This window comes from Streptomyces sp. NPDC003300, assembly GCF_040610915.1.
Taxonomy (GTDB): domain Bacteria; phylum Actinomycetota; class Actinomycetes; order Streptomycetales; family Streptomycetaceae; genus Actinacidiphila.
Genome location: NZ_JBEXNE010000024.1, coordinates 59,363 through 75,936, shown reverse-complemented (window position 1 = coordinate 75,936; position 16,574 = coordinate 59,363). Strand labels below are relative to the sequence as shown.

14 protein-coding genes are annotated in these 16,574 nt (G+C 73.0%); 10 read left to right on the top strand and 4 right to left on the bottom strand.

What is annotated here, in order from left to right; genetic code table 11:
• Positions 1-59: 59 nt before the first annotated feature.
• The 4 genes from ABZX65_RS28870 to ABZX65_RS28855 form a co-directional block, all read right to left on the bottom strand.
• A complete protein-coding gene (locus tag ABZX65_RS28870) occupies positions 60-2,150 on the bottom strand; it encodes an iron ABC transporter permease (protein WP_355346228.1) in 2,091 nt (696 codons plus the stop codon).
• Positions 2,151-2,170: 20 nt separating this feature from the next.
• On the bottom strand, positions 2,171-3,175 hold the full coding sequence (locus ABZX65_RS28865; protein WP_355346225.1) for an iron-siderophore ABC transporter substrate-binding protein: 1,005 nt from the start codon (positions 3,173-3,175) through the stop codon (positions 2,171-2,173).
• Entirely contained in the window at positions 3,172-4,071 is a 900-nt protein-coding gene (locus ABZX65_RS28860) for an ABC transporter ATP-binding protein (protein WP_355346334.1), read from the bottom strand. The genes ABZX65_RS28865 and ABZX65_RS28860 overlap by 4 nt, the downstream gene beginning before the upstream one ends.
• Before the next feature lie 96 nt (positions 4,072-4,167).
• Positions 4,168-5,343 carry a pyridoxal phosphate-dependent aminotransferase gene (locus ABZX65_RS28855; RefSeq protein WP_355346331.1) on the bottom strand — a complete coding sequence of 392 codons (1,176 nt, stop codon included), beginning with the start codon at positions 5,341-5,343 and terminating at the stop codon, positions 4,168-4,170.
• Between the two features lie 441 nt (positions 5,344-5,784).
• On the opposite strand from ABZX65_RS28855, the gene ABZX65_RS28850 reads away from it, so the two are divergent.
• From ABZX65_RS28850 to kynU, 10 genes are all read left to right on the top strand, one after another.
• Positions 5,785-6,309: a DUF2617 family protein gene (locus ABZX65_RS28850; RefSeq protein ID WP_355346222.1), complete on the top strand. Its 525-nt coding sequence runs from the start codon at positions 5,785-5,787 to the stop codon at positions 6,307-6,309.
• 288 nt (positions 6,310-6,597) lie between these two features.
• Positions 6,598-8,202, top strand: a complete 1,605-nt coding sequence (locus tag ABZX65_RS28845) for a polyamine aminopropyltransferase (RefSeq protein WP_355346219.1) — start codon at positions 6,598-6,600, stop codon at positions 8,200-8,202.
• A gap of 318 nt (positions 8,203-8,520) precedes the next feature.
• Positions 8,521-9,621, top strand: a complete 1,101-nt coding sequence (locus ABZX65_RS28840; protein ID WP_355346216.1) for a hypothetical protein — start codon at positions 8,521-8,523, stop codon at positions 9,619-9,621.
• Between the two features lie 23 nt (positions 9,622-9,644).
• Positions 9,645-10,448, top strand: a complete 804-nt coding sequence (locus ABZX65_RS28835) for an aldose 1-epimerase (protein ID WP_355346213.1) — start codon at positions 9,645-9,647, stop codon at positions 10,446-10,448.
• 29 nt (positions 10,449-10,477) lie between these two features.
• On the top strand, positions 10,478-11,020 hold the full coding sequence (gene pyrE, locus ABZX65_RS28830; RefSeq protein WP_355346210.1) for an orotate phosphoribosyltransferase: 543 nt from the start codon (positions 10,478-10,480) through the stop codon (positions 11,018-11,020).
• 327 nt (positions 11,021-11,347) lie between these two features.
• Positions 11,348-12,370, top strand: coding sequence for a class II fructose-bisphosphate aldolase (gene fbaA / locus ABZX65_RS28825; RefSeq protein WP_355346207.1), 1,023 nt, complete (start codon positions 11,348-11,350; stop codon positions 12,368-12,370).
• 223 nt (positions 12,371-12,593) lie between these two features.
• A complete protein-coding gene (locus ABZX65_RS28820) occupies positions 12,594-13,007 on the top strand; it encodes a DUF3151 domain-containing protein (RefSeq protein WP_355346204.1) in 414 nt (137 codons plus the stop codon).
• 302 nt (positions 13,008-13,309) lie between these two features.
• Positions 13,310-14,056, top strand: coding sequence for a DUF3152 domain-containing protein (locus tag ABZX65_RS28815; RefSeq protein ID WP_355346328.1), 747 nt, complete (start codon positions 13,310-13,312; stop codon positions 14,054-14,056).
• A gap of 393 nt (positions 14,057-14,449) precedes the next feature.
• Complete coding sequence (locus ABZX65_RS28810; protein WP_355346201.1) at positions 14,450-15,286, top strand: tryptophan 2,3-dioxygenase family protein; 837 nt, start codon at positions 14,450-14,452, stop codon at positions 15,284-15,286.
• On the top strand, positions 15,279-16,571 hold the full coding sequence (kynU, locus tag ABZX65_RS28805; RefSeq protein ID WP_355346198.1) for a kynureninase: 1,293 nt from the start codon (positions 15,279-15,281) through the stop codon (positions 16,569-16,571). Before ABZX65_RS28810 ends, kynU begins: the two co-directional genes overlap by 8 nt.
• The last annotated feature ends 3 nt before the right edge of the window (positions 16,572-16,574 follow it).

The following is a 16,574-nucleotide window of genomic DNA, read 5'->3' as shown; positions in this document are numbered from 1 at the left end:
TCTCCTGGGGTGTGACAAGCGCCGGAGCGCCCGGCGCGACTGTCACCGTCGTGACCGTGTCACCGCCGCGTCCTGACCAGCAGATACACGAAGTACGGCGCCCCGATGACCGCTGTCATCAGGCCCGCGCCGAGCTGGGCGGGGGCGATGACCGTGCGGCCGAGGAGGTCGGCGACGGAGACGAGGGTGGCGCCGAGGAGGACGGCGACGGGGATGACGCGGATGTGGCGGCGGCCGACGAGGGCGCGGGCGGCGTGCGGGGCGACGAGGCCGACGAAGCCGATCGTGCCCGCGGCGGCGACCGCGGTGGCGCTGAGCAGGACGCTGACGGCGAGCAAGCCGAGGCGGGTCGGCCCGAGGGCGAGGCCGAGCAGGCGCGGGGTGTCCTCGTCGAGCGAGACGAGGTCGAGTTCGGCGCGGCGGGAGAAGGCCACGGCAGCGCCGACGACGAGGACGGCCGCGACCGGCAGCACATCGGTCATGGTCCTGCCGTACGTCGAACCGGACAGCCAGATCAGCGCCTTCGTCGCGTTGAACGGGTCGGTGAGGACGATGAGCAGGCTGATCAGGGCCGAGGTCCCGGCGGCGGCGCCGACACCGACCAGGACGAGCCGGTTCTGCTGGAAACCGCCCCGGGCGCAGAGCCCGAAGACGACCGCGGCGGTGGCCGCCGCGCCCGCGAAGGCCGCGCCCGCCACGCTCCACGACCCGGCGGTCGGCACGGTGGTGACCAGCAGCACGGCGCCGAGACCGGCGCCGCCCGAGACGCCGAGGATGCCGGGCTCGGCGAGCGGATTGCGGGTGACGGCCTGGACGAGCGTCCCGGACAGGGCGAGCGCGGCGCCCGCCAGGAGCGCGGCCAGCACGCGGGGCACGCGGGTGTCGAGGACGAAGGTGACGACGTGGTCGGCCCTGCCCTGCGCCCAGTTCACGACGTCGCCGAGCAGCAGCTTGGTGTCGCCGAGAAGCACCGCCGCGACGGCCGCGGCGACGAACACGGCCACGAGTACGGCCAGGACGGCGACGAACGCCGCCCGGCTGGGGATACGCAGCCGGTCCGGCGCGGCGGACGCGCCGGAGCCGCGGGTGCGCAGCGCGATCACGACGAGGAACACGGAGCCCGCGACGCTCGTGATGACCCCGGTGGGCACGGCGACCGCCGACTCGGCGCCGACCGTGGCCCGCAGCAGCACGTCGGAGCCGAGGACCAGCGCCGCGCCGGCGAGCCCGGCGACCGGAACGGCCGCCCGCGCCCTGACCAGACCGCGGAACCGCCGGGCCAGCGGGCGGACGAGCGCGGGCGCGCACAGGCCGACGAAGCCGATCGGCCCGGCCAGTGTCACCGCCGCCGCGGACAGCAGCGTCGTGAGCAGGACGACCGTGACGCGGGTGCCCAGGACCGGCACGCCGAGCCCGCGGGCCGCGTCGTCGCCGAGCGCGAGCGCGTCGATGCGGCGGCCGGCCAGCAGCAGCCCGAGCAGGGCGAGCAGCGCGATCGGCGCCATCTGGTTCACGCCGTCGAAGCCGTTCTGGCTGATGCTGCCCTGGCTCCACTGGTAGAGGCCGTTGGTCTGCTCGGGGAAGAGCAGGAGCAGCGCGTCGGTGACCGAGCCGAGGCCGAGCGCGAGGGCGCTGCCCGCCAGCACCAGCCGTACGGTCCCGGCCCCGAGCCCGGACAGCGCGAGCACCAGCGCCGCCGCCGCGAGACCGCCGACGAACGCGACGCCCGAGGAGGCGAGCAGCGGCAGCGAGGCGCCGGTGACGGTGAGGATGCCGAGCGCCAGGTACGAGCCCGCGTTGACCGCGAGCGTGTCGGGCGCGGCGAGTACGTTCCGGCTGACCGCCTGGAGCGCGGCGCCGGCCGCGCCGAGCGCGACGCCGACGACGAGGCCCGCGACCATGCGCGGCAGCCGCGAGGCGATGACCACGGAGGCGTCGCCGTGCTCCGCGCGTCCGGTCAGCGCCTTCCACACCTCGCCCGCGCCGACGTCGGCGGTGCCCTGCGTGATGTCGACGACGGCGAGGACGGCGACCGCGAGGACGAGGACGAGGACCAGTCCGGCCGTCACCGCGGCCGCGCCCGGGGCGGGCGCGGGCGTCCGTGCGTCGGCCGCGGGCTCGGTGGTGCGCGGGGGAGTCGTGACGCTCACGGCGCTGCTTCGCCCTTTCGCTACTTCGTGAGGGCGGCGACGACGGCGTCCACGTACGCCTCCATCGACGCGGGACCGCCGAACATCCAGACGCCGTCGGGCAGTCGGCTCACGTGGCCCGCCTTGACGAAGGGCAGCGACTTCCACACGGCGTTCTTGGCGAGGGTGTCGGCGAAGGGGTCGCCGTCGGAGGCGTTCGCGATGTAGGTGAAGCGGATGTCGCCGAGCCCGGTGAGGCCCTCGACGTCGGTGGTGGCCAGGCCGTAGTCCTTGTCGCCCTTGACCTTCCAGGCGTTCGTGAGGCCGATCCGCTCGTTGACGTTCCCGATCAGGGAGCCGCTGGTGAACGGGCGTATCGAGACCTGGTTGGCCTGCACGTACCCGTCCCCGAAGGCGTACGGGGTCCCGGCGAGACCGGCGTCCGCGAGGGCCTTCTTGCCCTCCGCGAGCTTCGCGTCGAACGCCTGCTTGACCTCGGTCGCCTTCCGCGTGGTGCCGGTCGCCTGCGCGATGAGGTCGAGGGACTTCGTCATCAGGCCGATCTGGTCGGTGGAGTCGGCGGACCTGATCTGGAGGACGGGGGCGATCTTCCGCAGTTGGGTCACGGCGGACGAGGTGAGGTCGGTGGTCGCGACGATGAGGTCGGGCGACAGGGCCGCGATCGTGTCCATGCTCGGCTCGCCGCGGGTGCCGATGTCCTTGGGGGAGTTCTTCAGCGGGGCGGCCTTGTCCCAGTCCGTGTACCCCTTCACATCGGCGACGCCGACCGGGTCGACGCCGAGCGCGACCAGGTCCTCGACGACGTTCCACTCGGTGCCGATGACCTTGGCGGCGGGCGCGTCGAGGCGTACCTCCGTACCGCTGGCGTCGGTGAGGGTGATCGGCCCCGAGGCCGAAGCGGAGGCGGAGTCCGTGGACTTGACCGACTCGTCGGCGGCGGAGTGCGTCGTTCCGCATCCGGTCAGGGCGAGGGCCGCGACGGCGGCGACGGTGGCTGCGGCGGCGGGTACGGGGAGGCGTCTCATGAGGTGGGGTGGAGCCTTTCGCTTCTGTTCCGGTCGCTTGTGGTCCGGTCGCTTGTGGTCCGGTCGTTTGTGGTCCGGTTCTCGGTCTGGCTTCTGCTGTGGTGGCGGCCGACGGCACGGGTCCGCAGCCGGCCGGTCGAGGGGTCGGTGTCGACGTCGACCCGGATGCCGTAGACCTCGGTGAGGCGTTCGGGGGTCAGGACGTCCTCGGGGAGGCCGTCGGCGACGATCCGGCCGTCGTGGAGCAGCGCGACGCGGTCGGCGACGGCCGCGGCCTGGTCGAGGTCGTGCAGGACGACGCCGACCGCGATCCCGTGGTCGTCAGCGAGGTCGCGGATCAGGTCGAGCAGTTCGATCTGGTACCGCAGGTCGAGATACGTCGTCGGCTCGTCGAGCAGCAGCACGCCGGTCTCCTGCGCGAGGCAGCTCGCGAGCCAGACCCGCTGGAGCTGTCCCCCCGACAGGTGCTCGACGCCCCGCGCGGCCAGGTGCTCGACCCCGGTCAGCGTCAGCGCCCGCTCCACCGCGCCGGTCCCGCCGGGGTCCGGCCGGCCCCAGCGCCCCCGGTGCGGATACCGGCCGAACTCCACGACGTCCCGCACGCTCAGCCCGCTCGGCGTCGGCCGCCCCTGGGTCAGCAGCGCCACCTGCCGCGCGAACTCCCGTGACGTGAGCTGGAATCCGTCCGTCCCCGCGTCCAGCGTCAACGCGCCCTCCCGGGCCCGCTGCAACCGCGCCAGCGTCCGCAGCAGCGTCGACTTCCCACTGCCGTTCGGCCCCACCAGTGCCGTCACCTCGCCCGGCCGCAGCGACACGGCGGCGTCATGCACGACATCCACCCGGTCGTACGCGACCGTCATCCCTGTGGCCGCCAACTCATGCCCCCGCGAGGGCATCCCGCCGCCAGCACTCTCCCCAGCTCTCACACCGCTTAGGTTAGCCTAACCTAATCCCCCTTCGCCGCCGGGGTCACCTTTGCCCCTCCGGGACCCTCAGCCGTTGAACGCCTTGCGGAGGCGGTCGGCGGCGTCGCGGAGGACTTCGGGGCGTTTGCAGAAGGCGAAGCGGACTTGGGTGCGGCCGGCGGTGGGGTGGTCGTAGAAGACGGAGTTGGGGACGGCGACGACGCCGCATTTCTCCGGGAGGGCGCGGCAGAAGGTCAGGGCGTCGGTGCCGGAGGCGAGTTCGGTGATGTCGGTGGTGATGAAGTACGTGCCCTGGGGGTCGTAGGTCCGGAAGCCGGCGTCGCGCAGGCCCGCCGCCAGCAGGTCGCGCTTGGCGCGGAGGTCGGCGGCGAAGTCGGCGTAGTACGTGTCGGGCAGGGCGAGGGCCTCGGCGACGGCGTACTGGAACGGCCCGGAGGCGACGTAGGTGAGGAATTGCTTCGTCGTGCGGACGGCGGCCACCAGCTCCCGCGACCCCGTCACCCAGCCGACCTTCCAGCCGGTGAAGGAGAAGGTCTTGCCCGCTGAGGAGATGGAGACCGTGCGGTCCCGCATGCCGGGGAGCGAGATCAGCGGGATGTGTTCGCCGCCGTCGAAGACCAGGTGTTCGTAGACCTCGTCGGTGACGACGATGAGGTCGCGTTCGACGGCGAGTTCGGCGATGGCCGCCAACTCGTCGCGGGTGAGGACCATGCCCGTCGGGTTGTGCGGGGAGTTGAGGAGGAGCAGCCGCGTACGAGGTGTGACGGCGGCGCGCAGGGCGGCGAGGTCGGGGCGGAAGTCGGGGGCGCGCAGGGTCAGGGGGACGCGGACGGCGCCCGCCATGGCGATGCAGGCGGCGTAGGAGTCGTAGAACGGCTCGAACGCGATGACCTCGTCGCCCGGTTCGAGCAGGGCGAGCATCGCGGCGGCGATGGCCTCGGTGGCGCCCGCGGTGACCAGGACCTCGGTGTCGGGGTCGAAGTCGAGCCCGTAGAAACGGCGTTGGTGGTCGGCGACGGCGCGCCGCAGCTCGGGGACGCCGGGGCCCGGCGGGTACTGGTTGCCGCGGCCGTCGCGCAGGGCGCGGACGGCCGCCTCCCGTACGGACTCGGGGCCGTCGGTGTCGGGGAAACCCTGGCCGAGGTTGATCGCGCCGGTCGAGAGGGCCAGCGCCGACATCTCGGCGAAGATCGTCGTACCGAGGCCGTCGAGGCGGCGGTTCAGCAGCGGCCTGTCCCGAATGCGCCCGCCCGCTTCCAGCCCGCCCGCTTCCAGCCCGCCCGCTTCCAGCCCGGCCATTTCCCGCCCGTCTGCTCCCAGCCCGTCCGTTTCCGGCCCGTCCGCTTCCCACCCGCCCATTTCCCGCACCCACTCTCCGTCGGAACCGTACGGGGACCGTACCGGGACGCGTCCCGGGTTCCGTACCGTACGGCGTCCGCCGCCGGGGGTGTGCGCCGGGCGCGCCCGGAAGCGGTGTGGGAACGACGTAGTGAACACGTGAGCCCTTAAGCGCTCCAAGGGATGGAAAGTACGCACAGATGGGTAAAAACGCTGAGGACGGCGCGAGTTTCATGATTCCGTAGCTCTCGGATCTACCGGACCCCACGTGGGCACCGAGCCGCCGCGTCTCTCCGTCAGACGCGGGTCGGCCCATCATCCACTGCGTGCTTGCGGAGCCGACCCATGCTCACCACCCTCCAGACCGCCTACACCGACACCCGTGCCGGAGACCTCGCGTGGTGTCTCGGGAAGGACCCGCTGCCCGCGCTCGCCGTGCTCGACCTCGAAGTCGGCGACACGCGCGGGCTGCGGGCCAAGGTCCAGATGCGGCTGCTCGGCGCGTCCCACCAGGTACTGGTCGACACCGGTCGTGACGGCGGGTGTTCGGAGACCGTCGCGTGCATGCCGGGCAGCCAGGCGCCGCTGCCGTTCGGCGTGGCACGCAGGGTCGGCGGCTGGGACTACGAGTTCGCGGCCCGGATCGAGACGCTGTCGCAGGGCTCCTTCGCGGGCCGCGCCCAGGAGTTGCTCGCGCTGGTCGCCGACCACCCCAACGGCCTCGCGGGCACCTTCCCCGGCGACCCGCACGCCTTCACCGCGATGCTCGTGCAGTGCGCGGAGGGCAGCGTGCGGTGGCGCACCTGGCACGCGTACCCGCAGGAGGGACGGCTGGTGACCACCAGGACCCGGGTGAACGCCCTTCCTTGAAGGGGTGTTGGGGCGTACGGCGCCGGTCCGCGCGGAGCCGCGCCTCCCGACCCGTGCGGTACGGACGTACGTCGGCGGCACCCGCACGCGGGCGGTCCGGCGCGCGAACCGTACCTCCGTACGCACCGGCGGACGAACGCCCGTACGGCCGACGGTACATACGTCCACACCGTGCGCCGCACCCGTACCCCCGTGCGCCGGTGCGGTCCGCGAAAGCGCCGTCAACCGCCCCTGATTACACCCCTGTGGGTGACTTGTGCCGCCACCGGACTGACATAGCGTGCACTCATGATCGACCAGCCAGGCCGCACCGCGGCACCACTCGACCTGCGGCTTCCCGTGGCCGCGGGCGCCGCACGCGCGCTGGTCCTGGCCGCCGTCTTCGTCTGCGCCGCCTGCGGTCTGGTCTACGAGCTCGAACTCGTCGCGCTCGCCTCCTACTTGGTCGGCGACTCCGTCACCCAGGCGTCGGTCATCCTCTCCGTGATGGTCTTCGCGATGGGCTGCGGCTCGCTGCTCGCCAAGCGGCTGCGGATATGGGCCGCGGCCGGTTTCGCCGCCGTCGAAACGGCGCTCGCGCTGGTCGGCGGGCTGTCGGTGATGGCGCTCTACGCCTGCTTCGCGTGGGCGGGACAGGCCCGACTGGCCATGATCGGCTGCGCGTTCGCGATCGGCGTGCTGATCGGCGCCGAGGTACCGCTGCTGATGACGCTCGTCCAGCGGATCCGGCGGCAGGACGCGGGCGGCGCCGTCGCCGACCTCTTCGCCGCGGACTACGTGGGCGCGCTCGTCGGCGGCCTCGCCTTCCCCTTCCTTCTCCTGCCGCACTTCGGGCAGTTGACCGGCGCGCTGGCCACCGGCGTGGTCAACGCGGTGGCGGGCGGCGCGACCGTGCTGTGGCTCTTCCGCGGCGACCTGTCCGCCCGCACCCGCTGGTGGCTGCTGGCCGCGAACGTCTCCGTGCTCGCGGTGCTCGGCGCCGCCGCCGCTGCCGCCGGGCCCTTCGAAGCGGCGGCGCGGCACGCGGTGTACGGGGGACAGGTGCGCGTCGCGGAACAGACCGCCGTGCAGGAGATCGTCCTCACCGGCGGCGGCAGGACCGGAGCCCCGCTCCAACTCTTCCTGGACGGACGGCTACGGGTCTGCGGCACGGACGAATTCCGTTACCACCAGGCCCTGGTGCACCCCGCGATGAACGGCCCGCACGGCCGCGTCCTCATCCTCGGCGGCGGCGACGGCCTCGCCCTGCGCGAGACGCTGCGCTACAGCGGGGTCCGCGCCGTCACCGTCGTGGACCTCGACGACGAACTCGTCCGCCTCGCCCGTACCGACCCCGGCCTGTCCGCGCTCAACCGGCACGCGTACGACGACCCGCGCGTCACCGCCGTCACGGCCGACGCCTTCGACTGGCTGCGCGAGGAGCGGCGCGGACCGTTCGACGTGATCATCGCCGACCTGCCGGACCCGGGGATCTCGCGCAGCGCGAAGCTGTACTCGGAGGAGTTCTACGGGCTCGCCGCGCGCACGCTGGCCCCCGGCGGGCGGCTCGCCGTCCACGCGGGCACGCCCAGCGCCTCCACGCACACCTTCTGGACCATCGAGGCCACCTTGCGGGCGGTGGGGCTGCGGACGGCGCCGTACTGGATCACCGGGCGTACGTGCGGGGCGCAGGCGGGGCCCGACCGCTGGTCGGGCTCGGTGCCGCCGTCCGCCACGAACTGGGGCTTCGTGCTGTCCGGCCTCACCACCCCCGCCATCGCCCTCCCGCCCCGCCACCCCCCTGACCTCTGGCTGACCCCCGCGCTGCTGCGCAAGGCCGCCGCCGCCCCGCTGGCCGGCCGCCCCACCGAGTCCCTCCCGGCCTCGACGTTGCTGCGCCCGAGGGTGCGGTGAGACGGCCGGCCGGCGGGGACGCCAGGTGGCGTAAGGGGACGGGACGCCCGCGTACGGGTGCGGGGGCGGGCGTACGGCGGCGGGCGCGTCGACAGGGGGACGGGCGTACGGCGCCGGGCGTGTGCACAAGGGGGCGGGTGTACGGCGGTGGCGTACGGCGGCGGGCGCGTCCGTACGGGCCTGGGCCCGCGGGTGTACGGCGGCGGGCGTACGGCGGCGGGCGCGTCCGTACGGGCCCGGGCCGCGTGCCACGTATGCCCGTAAAAAGTTCCGCCCGCGAAGCCGCGTGGCACCGTCCCGGTGGGTAGGCTCCGCCGCATGGAGCACGAGGTCTTCGTCCCGGTCAGCCCCACCCGCATCGGCCACGCCCTGCGCAGCCCCGCGCGCGTGACCGCGAGCCTGCCCGGCTGGCAGCCGGACGCGTCCGGCGCCGCGGACGTCGCCGACGGGGCTGACGGGTCCGCGCCGGAAGGCGGCGCCGCGGGCCGCCTCCGCCTGCGCGTGGGCGGCTCCACGATCACCTACCGCGGCACGGTCCGCGTCACCGGCGCCTCGTCGCCCTTCGCGGCGGAGGCGAGCGGTACGGAGGTGCGCGGTACGGGCACGGTCAAGGCCACGCTGGAGATCGTCGTGGCCGAGGCCACGCACCCGGAGCCGGGCGCCCTGCTGATCTTCCGCGGCGCGGCCCAGGCCGAGGGCCGCCTGGCGTCGTACGAGCCGGACGTCGTGGAAGCGGCGGTACGGCGGCTGCTGGACCGTTTCTCCGCGGACCTGGCGGCGCACGCGCCGGAGGAGGAGACGGCCCCCGACCCGGCGCCCTCGGACGTGACCGTCGAAGAAACGATCGTGCCGGTCGTGGAGGCAGGGGCGGCGGACGCCGCGGCCGAGGAAGCCGCTGACACCGCTGGCGATACGGCTGACACCGTTGAGGACGCCGCCGACACCGCCGCCGACACGCCCGCCGGGGACCCCCGGATCACCACGGAGTCCGACCCCTCCGACACCGACGCCGACGCCGCCGCCGCCGACTCGGACGAGGCCGACTCCGCCGAGGCCGACTCCGATGAGGATGCCGAGCCCGCCGAGCCCGAGGCGGACGTCGTGGACGACCTCGGCGAGCCCGCCCCGCCGTCCGACCTGGACGACTTCGAGCTGGTCGAGGTCGAGGTGGAGGTCCCGGAGAGCGCCGCCGCGCTGGACGACCTGGTGCCGCCCGCCGAGGCCGCGCACGCCCGCCGCACGATGATCGGCCGCAGCGCCGAGGAGGTCGACCACGCGCCGCCGCGCGGACGCTACGCGCCCGTACCCGCGCCGGACGCCACCTCCGCGGCGGCGACCCTGCGCTGGGCGGCCCCCGCCGCCGCGGCTCTCGTCGCGTCCGCCGTGGTCGTCGGCCGGGTGCTGCGACGCCGCAGGTAACACAGCCCGGTTACTCTCGTTCCGTGTCGAACGAGACGAAGCTGACGGCGGGCGACGCCGAACTGATCCTGCGGCCCCACGACGGCTGCCGGATCGCCTCATTGAAGGTCGGCGGGACCGAACTCCTGCGCCAGGGAGACAAATTCGGCGCCTTCCTGATGGTGCCGTGGTGCGGCCGTACGGAGAACGGGGTGTTCCGCAACGGCGGCGTCACCCATCAACTCCCCGTCGACGCGCCCCCGCACGCCATCCACGGCACCGGGCGCCACACCGCCTGGCAGGAGGCCGCGCCCGCGACCGAGACCACCGCCGCGTACTACTTCGACCTCGCCGAGCCGTGGCCGTACCCCGGACGGGTGACGCACACCGTCGAGTTGGCCCCGCACTCGGTGAAGCTGACGCTCAGCGTCGAGGCCGACGCGTCCGGCGACTCCTTCCCCGCGCAGGCGGGCTGGCACCCGTGGTGGCTGCGCAACCTCGGCCAGGGCGGCCAGGACGTCGAACTGGCCTTCACCGCCGCCTGGCAGGAGGAGCGCGGCGACAACCACCTGCCGAACGGCAACCGCGTCGACCCCAGGCCCGGCCCCTGGGACGACTGCTTCGGCATGCCCGACGGCGTGGACATCACCCTCACCTGGCCCGGCGAGATGACGGTCCGGGTGACCAGCCCCTCCGAATGGGCGGTCGTCTACACCGAGCCGACCGAGGCGGTCTGCGTCGAGCCCCAGTCCGGCCCGCCGAACGGCCTCAACACCCTGCCCCGCCTGGTCACCCCGATCGACCCGCTGGAGATCAGCACGGAGTGGACCTGGCACCGGATCGGCTGAGCCCCCGGCCTGCCGGGATACTAGTCGGCATGAGTGACCAGACGCGAGACGCGCTGCTGCGGCAGATCAAGGACAAGGCCGTGGTGCACGGCAAGGTGACCCTCTCCTCGGGGCTCGAGGCCGACTTCTACGTCGACCTGCGCCGGATCACCCTGGACGGCGAGGCCGCGCCGCTCGCCGGACAGGTGATGCTCGACCTCACCGCCGAACTGGACTTCGACGCGGTGGGCGGGCTGACGCTCGGCGCCGACCCGGTGGCCACCTCGATGCTGCACGCCGCCGCGGCGCGCGGGCAGCGGCTCGACGCGTTCGTGGTCCGCAAGGCCAACAAGGCGCACGGCTTGCAGCGCCGTATCGAGGGCACCGAGGTCAAGGGCCGCCGCGTGCTGGTGGTCGAGGACACCTCGACCACGGGCGGTTCGCCGCTGACCGCGGTCGAGGCGGTACGGGAGGCGGGCGGCGAGGTGGTGGCCGTCGCCGTCATCGTGGACCGCGGCGCGGCCGGGGCGATCGCGGACGCGGGACTGCCGTACCTGGCCGCGTACTCGCTGGACGACCTGGGCCTCGCCTGAGCCGCGTGAGCCGCCTGAGCCGCGTGAGCCGCGCAGCCGTGTCGCGGTCCTGAGCCGGTCCTGAGTCAATCCTGAGCCGGTCCTGAGCCGGCGCTGAGCGGGCTCCGAGCTTGCCCCGACCGGGTCCTGAGCGCTTTCGACCGGCTCTGACCTGCGTTTTTCCGGCCTCTGGAGTGTTTCACGTGAAACACTCCAGAGGCCGTCGTCCACTGGGTGTGCACGGAGGTGGTGTATCCGTTCGAGTCTGGGAAGATGGGAGCGACAAAGACGTCGCCACGCCAGTAAGGCCACAGCAGGACCACCCGCAGATCATGAGGAGCGGACACGATGCCCATCGCAACCCCCGAGGTCTACAGCGAGATGCTCGACCGGGCGAAGGCAGGCAAGTTCGCCTACCCGGCCATCAATGTCACCTCGTCGCAGACCCTGCACGCCGCGCTGCGCGGCCTCGCCGAGGCGGAGAGCGACGGCATCATCCAGATCTCCACGGGCGGCGCGGAGTTCCTGGGCGGTCAGTACAACAAGGACATGGTGACCGGCTCGGTCGCGCTCGCCGAGTTCGCGCACATCGTGGCCGAGAAGTACCCGATCACGGTCGCGCTGCACACCGACCACTGTCCCAAGGACAAGCTGGACGCGTACGTGCGTCCGCTGCTGAAGGTCTCGCAGGAGCGCGTGGCCGCGGGCCGCGACCCGCTGTTCCAGTCCCACATGTGGGACGGCTCGGCGGAGAACCTGGACGACAACCTCGCCATCGCCAAGGAACTGCTGGCCGAGGCCGTCAAGGCCAAGATCATCCTGGAGATGGAGATCACCCCGACCGGCGGTGAGGAGGACGGCGTCTCGCACGAGATCAACGACAACCTCTACACCACCGTCGACGACGCCTACCGCACCGTCGAGGCCGTCGGCCTGGGCGAGCAGGGCCGCTACCTGCTGGCCGCCTCCTTCGGCAACGTCCACGGCGTCTACAAGCCGGGCAACGTCGTCCTGCGTCCGGGCATCCTCAAGGAGCTCCAGGACGCGGTCGCCCAGAAGTACGGCAAGGCCAACGCCTTCGACTTCGTCTTCCACGGCGGCTCGGGCTCCACGCTCGAGGAGATCAACGAGGCGCTGGAGAACGGCGTCGTCAAGATGAACATCGACACCGACCTCCAGTACGCCTTCACCCGGCCCGTCGCCGACCACATGTTCCGCAACTACGACGGCGTCCTGAAGGTCGACGGCGAGGTCGGCAACAAGAAGACCTACGACCCCCGCGTCTGGGGCAAGGCCGCCGAGGCCGGCATGGCCGCCCGCGTGGTCGTCGCCGCCGAGAACCTGCGGTCGGCGGGCAACAAGCGCAAGTAGTCCTCCGGACGGGTTCCGGGACGGCGTTCTGCACAGGGCCGGCTTCCGGACGGGACCGGCTTCCGGACGGGTTCCGGGACGGACCGCATGACGTTGTCGGCCCTCGTACGGCTGCGTGTGCGGGCGGCCTCCGGGCCTCCCCGCGCGGTTTCGGGCTCGCCGCCGAAGGCCCCTGGCATCTACCGGGGGCCTTTACGGTGGGGGCTCGGGCAGACTGGAACGCATGGCCATCAACGAGAACCTGCTCGGGGGACCCGCCCCGACCCATCTGCCCGAAGACCCGGAGCCGCGCGAACTGCTCGCCTCCGGTACCGCGCCCGCCGAGGTCGCGGCGAAATACCCGGCCTCCTCGCTGGTCTGGGCGCAGCTCGCCGACGACGCCTTCGAGGCCGGCAGCGTCGTGGAGTCGTACGCCTACGCCCGTACCGGCTACCACCGCGGCCTCGACTCGCTGCGCCGCGCCGGGTGGAAGGGCCACGGTCCCGTGCCCTTCGAGCACGAGCCGAACCGCGGCTTCCTCCGCGCCCTGCACGCGCTGGCCCGCGCCGCCCAGGCGATCGGCGAGCAGGACGAGTACGAGCGCTGCACGGTCTTCCTGCGGGACAGCTCGCCGACCGCCGCCGACACCCTGACCTGACGGCCGGCCCGCCCTTCTTTTCCTGTTTCCCTCGCGTTCCCCCTGGGTCTCACCAGGGGGAACGTGCTTTGTCGCAGTCGTGCCACAAGGGCGGACCGACGCCTGAGCCCCCGTATCAATGTGCGATTCTGATCCGGTTGTCCACACGCAGCACGGGGTGAGACCGGCCGGGGAGCCGGGGCCTCGACGACCGCTGCGCCAGCGCAGGGGGAGTCTTGGCACAGCCACGCCGTCAACCGGGCCGACGTCGGACGAGGGGCCGCGCCGCGATAGTCGGCTCCGCCCTGGCCGTGGGACTGATCATGGTGACCGCGGGCGTCGGGTACGCCACCTGGAACCACGGCAGGAACGTCGACTCCGCCGCCGCCATCGACCACGGCCTCGGCGCCACCACGGCACCGGCCCGCGACGGCAGCGGCAGTGACGGTGACACCGGGGGCGGCACTCCGCCGTCCGCGAGGGACAAGGCGGAGCCGCCGAAGGTGCCCGTCTCCGGCACCGGTCGCTTCAGCACCGCCGACGCCAGCGGCAAGGCCACGGGACACGGCACCGTCCGCCGCTACAAGGTCGAGGTCGAAGGCGGTATCGACCTGTCCGCCGCCGACGCCGCCCACGAGATCGCCGCCATCCTCGCCAACCCCCGCGGCTGGACCGCCGACGGCCACGACGGCTTCCAGCTCGTCTCCTCCGGCCGCGCCGACTTCGTCGTCAAGATCGCCACCCCCGACACCGTCGACGACATCTGCGGCGCCGCCGGTCTCCTCACCCGCGGCGAGGTCAACTGCGACGTCGGCTCCACCGTCGTCGTCAACCTCAAGCGCTGGCTGCTCGGCTCCCCCGAGTTCAAGGGCCCCATCGAGGGCTACCGCGCCCTGATCATCAACCACGAGGTCGGCCACCGCATCGGCCACGGCCACGAGGGCTGCCCGGGCCCGGGAAGGCCGGCCCCGGTGATGATGCAGCAGATCAAGGGCCTGAACGGGTGCCGAGCGAACGAGTGGCCGTACGACCCGAAGGGGACGTACGTGGGAGGTCCGGGGGTGGAGTGAGGGGTGATCCCTCTGGCGTTGGATAGGGGTGGCGGGGGGACGTGCGGGGGAGCCGCCTTGCGCAGGCTCACCGTCCTTCCCCCTTTTTTGCCGCCCTTCCGCCTCCGGGCGCTTAGATCCGGTGTCGACGGTCCTCTTCGACGGTCGCTCGTTCCTCGCTCCCTGCTCATCGTCGCTTTCGACACCGGCGCGCCCTTCGGCTCCATGGCTACCGGCGAACCCACCTGCGCAGCGGTGCCGGAGGGGCGCAGCCCCTCGCGCGAGCGCACCCCGGGGGCGGTGGCCCTTGCGCAGGGGCACCCTGGGGGGAGCCGGGCCTTGCCGGATTGGGCCGCACCGCAGATGATCTCGGCGTAGCCCGGTGATCCCGGGTCCGCTTCTGGAGGTAAGACCATGTCCGACGCACCGACCGATGAGGCGGCGACCCCGAACCTCTCGTTCGAGGGCAGCACGCCGTACGAGGACTACGTGCAGGCGTCCGTACTGACCCACTTGCAGCACCCGTTGTCCGACGAGCCCGGCGAGATGGCCTTTCTGGTCACCACGCAGGTGATGGAGCTGTGGTTCACGTTGCTGGTCCACGAATGGACCACCGCGGCGGCGGCGCTCAGGGAGGACGACCTGCCGACGGCGATGGCGGCGCTCAAGCGCAGCCTGCCGGAGCTGGAGTCGCTGAACGCCTCGTGGAAACCGATCGCCAATCTCACCCCCGCGCAGTTCAACGCGTACCGGTCGGCCCTCGGTGAGGGCTCCGGGTTCCAGTCGGCGATGTACCGGCGGCTGGAGTTCCTGCTCGGGGACAAGTCCGCGTCGATGCTGGTGCCGCACCGGGGCACCCCCAGCGCGCACGCGGAGCTGGAGAAGGCGCTGACCGAGCCGAGCCTGTACGACGAGGTGCTGCGACTGCTCAGCCGCCGCGGCTATGCGGTGCCCGCCGAGGTGCTGGAGCGCGACCCGGCGCTGCGGTACGAGCCGCACGCGGAGGTCGAGCGGGCGTGGCAGAGCGTGTACGCGGACGCCGACCAGGACACCGAGCTGATCAGGCTCGGCGAGGCCCTGACGGATGTCGCCGAGCTGGTCTGGCGCTGGCGCAACGACCACCTGGTGGCCACGCGCAGGGCGATGGGCGCCAAGTCGGGCACGGGCGGCTCGGCGGGGGTGGCCTGGCTGGAGAAGCGCGCCACGAAGAACGTCTTTCCCGAGCTGTGGACGGCGCGCAGCCATGTCTGAGGCCGTCGCGGCAGGGGATGCCGCCCTTCAGGACCGCGCGGACGCGCTGGACGCCGCCGATCCGCTGGCCGCCGTGCGGGACCGCTTCGTGCTGGACGACACCGTCTATCTGGACGGCAACTCGCTGGGCGCGCTGTCCACCGCCGTGCTGCCCCGGCTGAGCGACGTCGTCACCCGGGAGTGGGGCGAGCTGCGCATCCGGTCCTGGGAGGAGAGCGGCTGGTGGACCGCACCCGAGCGGATCGGCGACCGGATCGCGCCGCTGGTGGGCGCCGCGCCGGGGCAGGTCGTGGTCGGGGACTCGACCAGCGTGAATGTCTTCAAGGCGCTGGTCGCCGCCGTGCGGATGGCGCCCGCCGACCGCACCGAGATCCTGGTGGACGCGGCGACCTTCCCCACGGACGGCTACATCGCCGCGTCGGCGGCCCGGCTGACCGGTCACACCGTGCGCGCGGTGGACGCGGCCGAGATCGCGGACGCGGCCGGTGACCGTACCGCCGTGGCGCTGGTCAACCACGTGGACTACCGCACCGGGCGGCTGCACGACCTGTCCGCCGTCACGGCGGCCCTGCACGCGGCGGGCGCCCTCGCGCTCTGGGACCTGTGCCACAGCGCGGGCGCGCTGCCCGTCGCGCTCGACGCGGACGGCGTGGACCTCGCGGTCGGCTGCACGTACAAGTACCTCAACGGCGGGCCCGGCGCGCCCGCGTACCTCTATGTGCGGCGTGAGCTTCAGCCGCGCTTCGACTCGCCGCTGCCGGGCTGGAACTCGCACGCCGACCCGTTCGGCATGGCCCCGGAGTACGCCCCGGCGGACGGCGCGCCCCGCGGGCGGGTCGGCACGCCGGAGATCCTGTCGCTGCTCGCGTTGGACGCGGCGCTCGACGTCTGGGACGGTGTCGGCGTCGCGGACGTGCGGGCCAAGAGCCTGGCGCTGACCGACTTCTTCCTGGACTGCGTGGCCGCGCTGGTGCCGTACGGGCGCGCCGAGCCGATCACACCCGCCGACCACGCGGAGCGCGGCAGCCAGGTCTCGCTGCGCTGCGCGGGGGCGGGCGAGGTGATGCGCGAGCTGACCGCGCGCGGCATCGTCGGCGACTACCGGCGCCCCGACGTGCTGCGCTTCGGCTTCACACCGCTCTACACCCGGTACGCCGACGCCTTGCGCGCCGCCCGCGTACTGGCCGACGTCCTGGCCGGCGGACCGGGCACGCCCGTCGCGGCCCGACCCACCGCCGTACCCCAGAAAACCGACCCGCTCGACGTACCCGAAGGGACCACGTAACCG

Bases quoted from the DNA above. Each gene is read 5' to 3' on its own strand.
- ABZX65_RS28865 (WP_355346225.1), bottom strand. From the start codon at position 3,175: ATGAGACGCCTCCCCGTACCCGCCGCCGCAGCCACCGTCGCCGCCGTC.
- ABZX65_RS28860 (WP_355346334.1), bottom strand. From the start codon at position 4,071: ATGCCCTCGCGGGGGCATGAGTTGGCGGCCACAGGGATGACGGTCGCG.
- ABZX65_RS28850 (WP_355346222.1), top strand. From the start codon at position 5,785: ATGCTCACCACCCTCCAGACCGCCTACACCGACACCCGTGCCGGAGAC.
- ABZX65_RS28845 (WP_355346219.1), top strand. From the start codon at position 6,598: ATGATCGACCAGCCAGGCCGCACCGCGGCACCACTCGACCTGCGGCTT.
- ABZX65_RS28840 (WP_355346216.1), top strand. From the start codon at position 8,521: ATGGAGCACGAGGTCTTCGTCCCGGTCAGCCCCACCCGCATCGGCCAC.
- pyrE (WP_355346210.1), top strand. From the start codon at position 10,478: ATGAGTGACCAGACGCGAGACGCGCTGCTGCGGCAGATCAAGGACAAG.
- fbaA (WP_355346207.1), top strand. From the start codon at position 11,348: ATGCCCATCGCAACCCCCGAGGTCTACAGCGAGATGCTCGACCGGGCG.
- ABZX65_RS28820 (WP_355346204.1), top strand. From the start codon at position 12,594: ATGGCCATCAACGAGAACCTGCTCGGGGGACCCGCCCCGACCCATCTG.
- ABZX65_RS28815 (WP_355346328.1), top strand. From the start codon at position 13,310: ATGGTGACCGCGGGCGTCGGGTACGCCACCTGGAACCACGGCAGGAAC.
- ABZX65_RS28810 (WP_355346201.1), top strand. From the start codon at position 14,450: ATGTCCGACGCACCGACCGATGAGGCGGCGACCCCGAACCTCTCGTTC.
- kynU (WP_355346198.1), top strand. From the start codon at position 15,279: ATGTCTGAGGCCGTCGCGGCAGGGGATGCCGCCCTTCAGGACCGCGCG.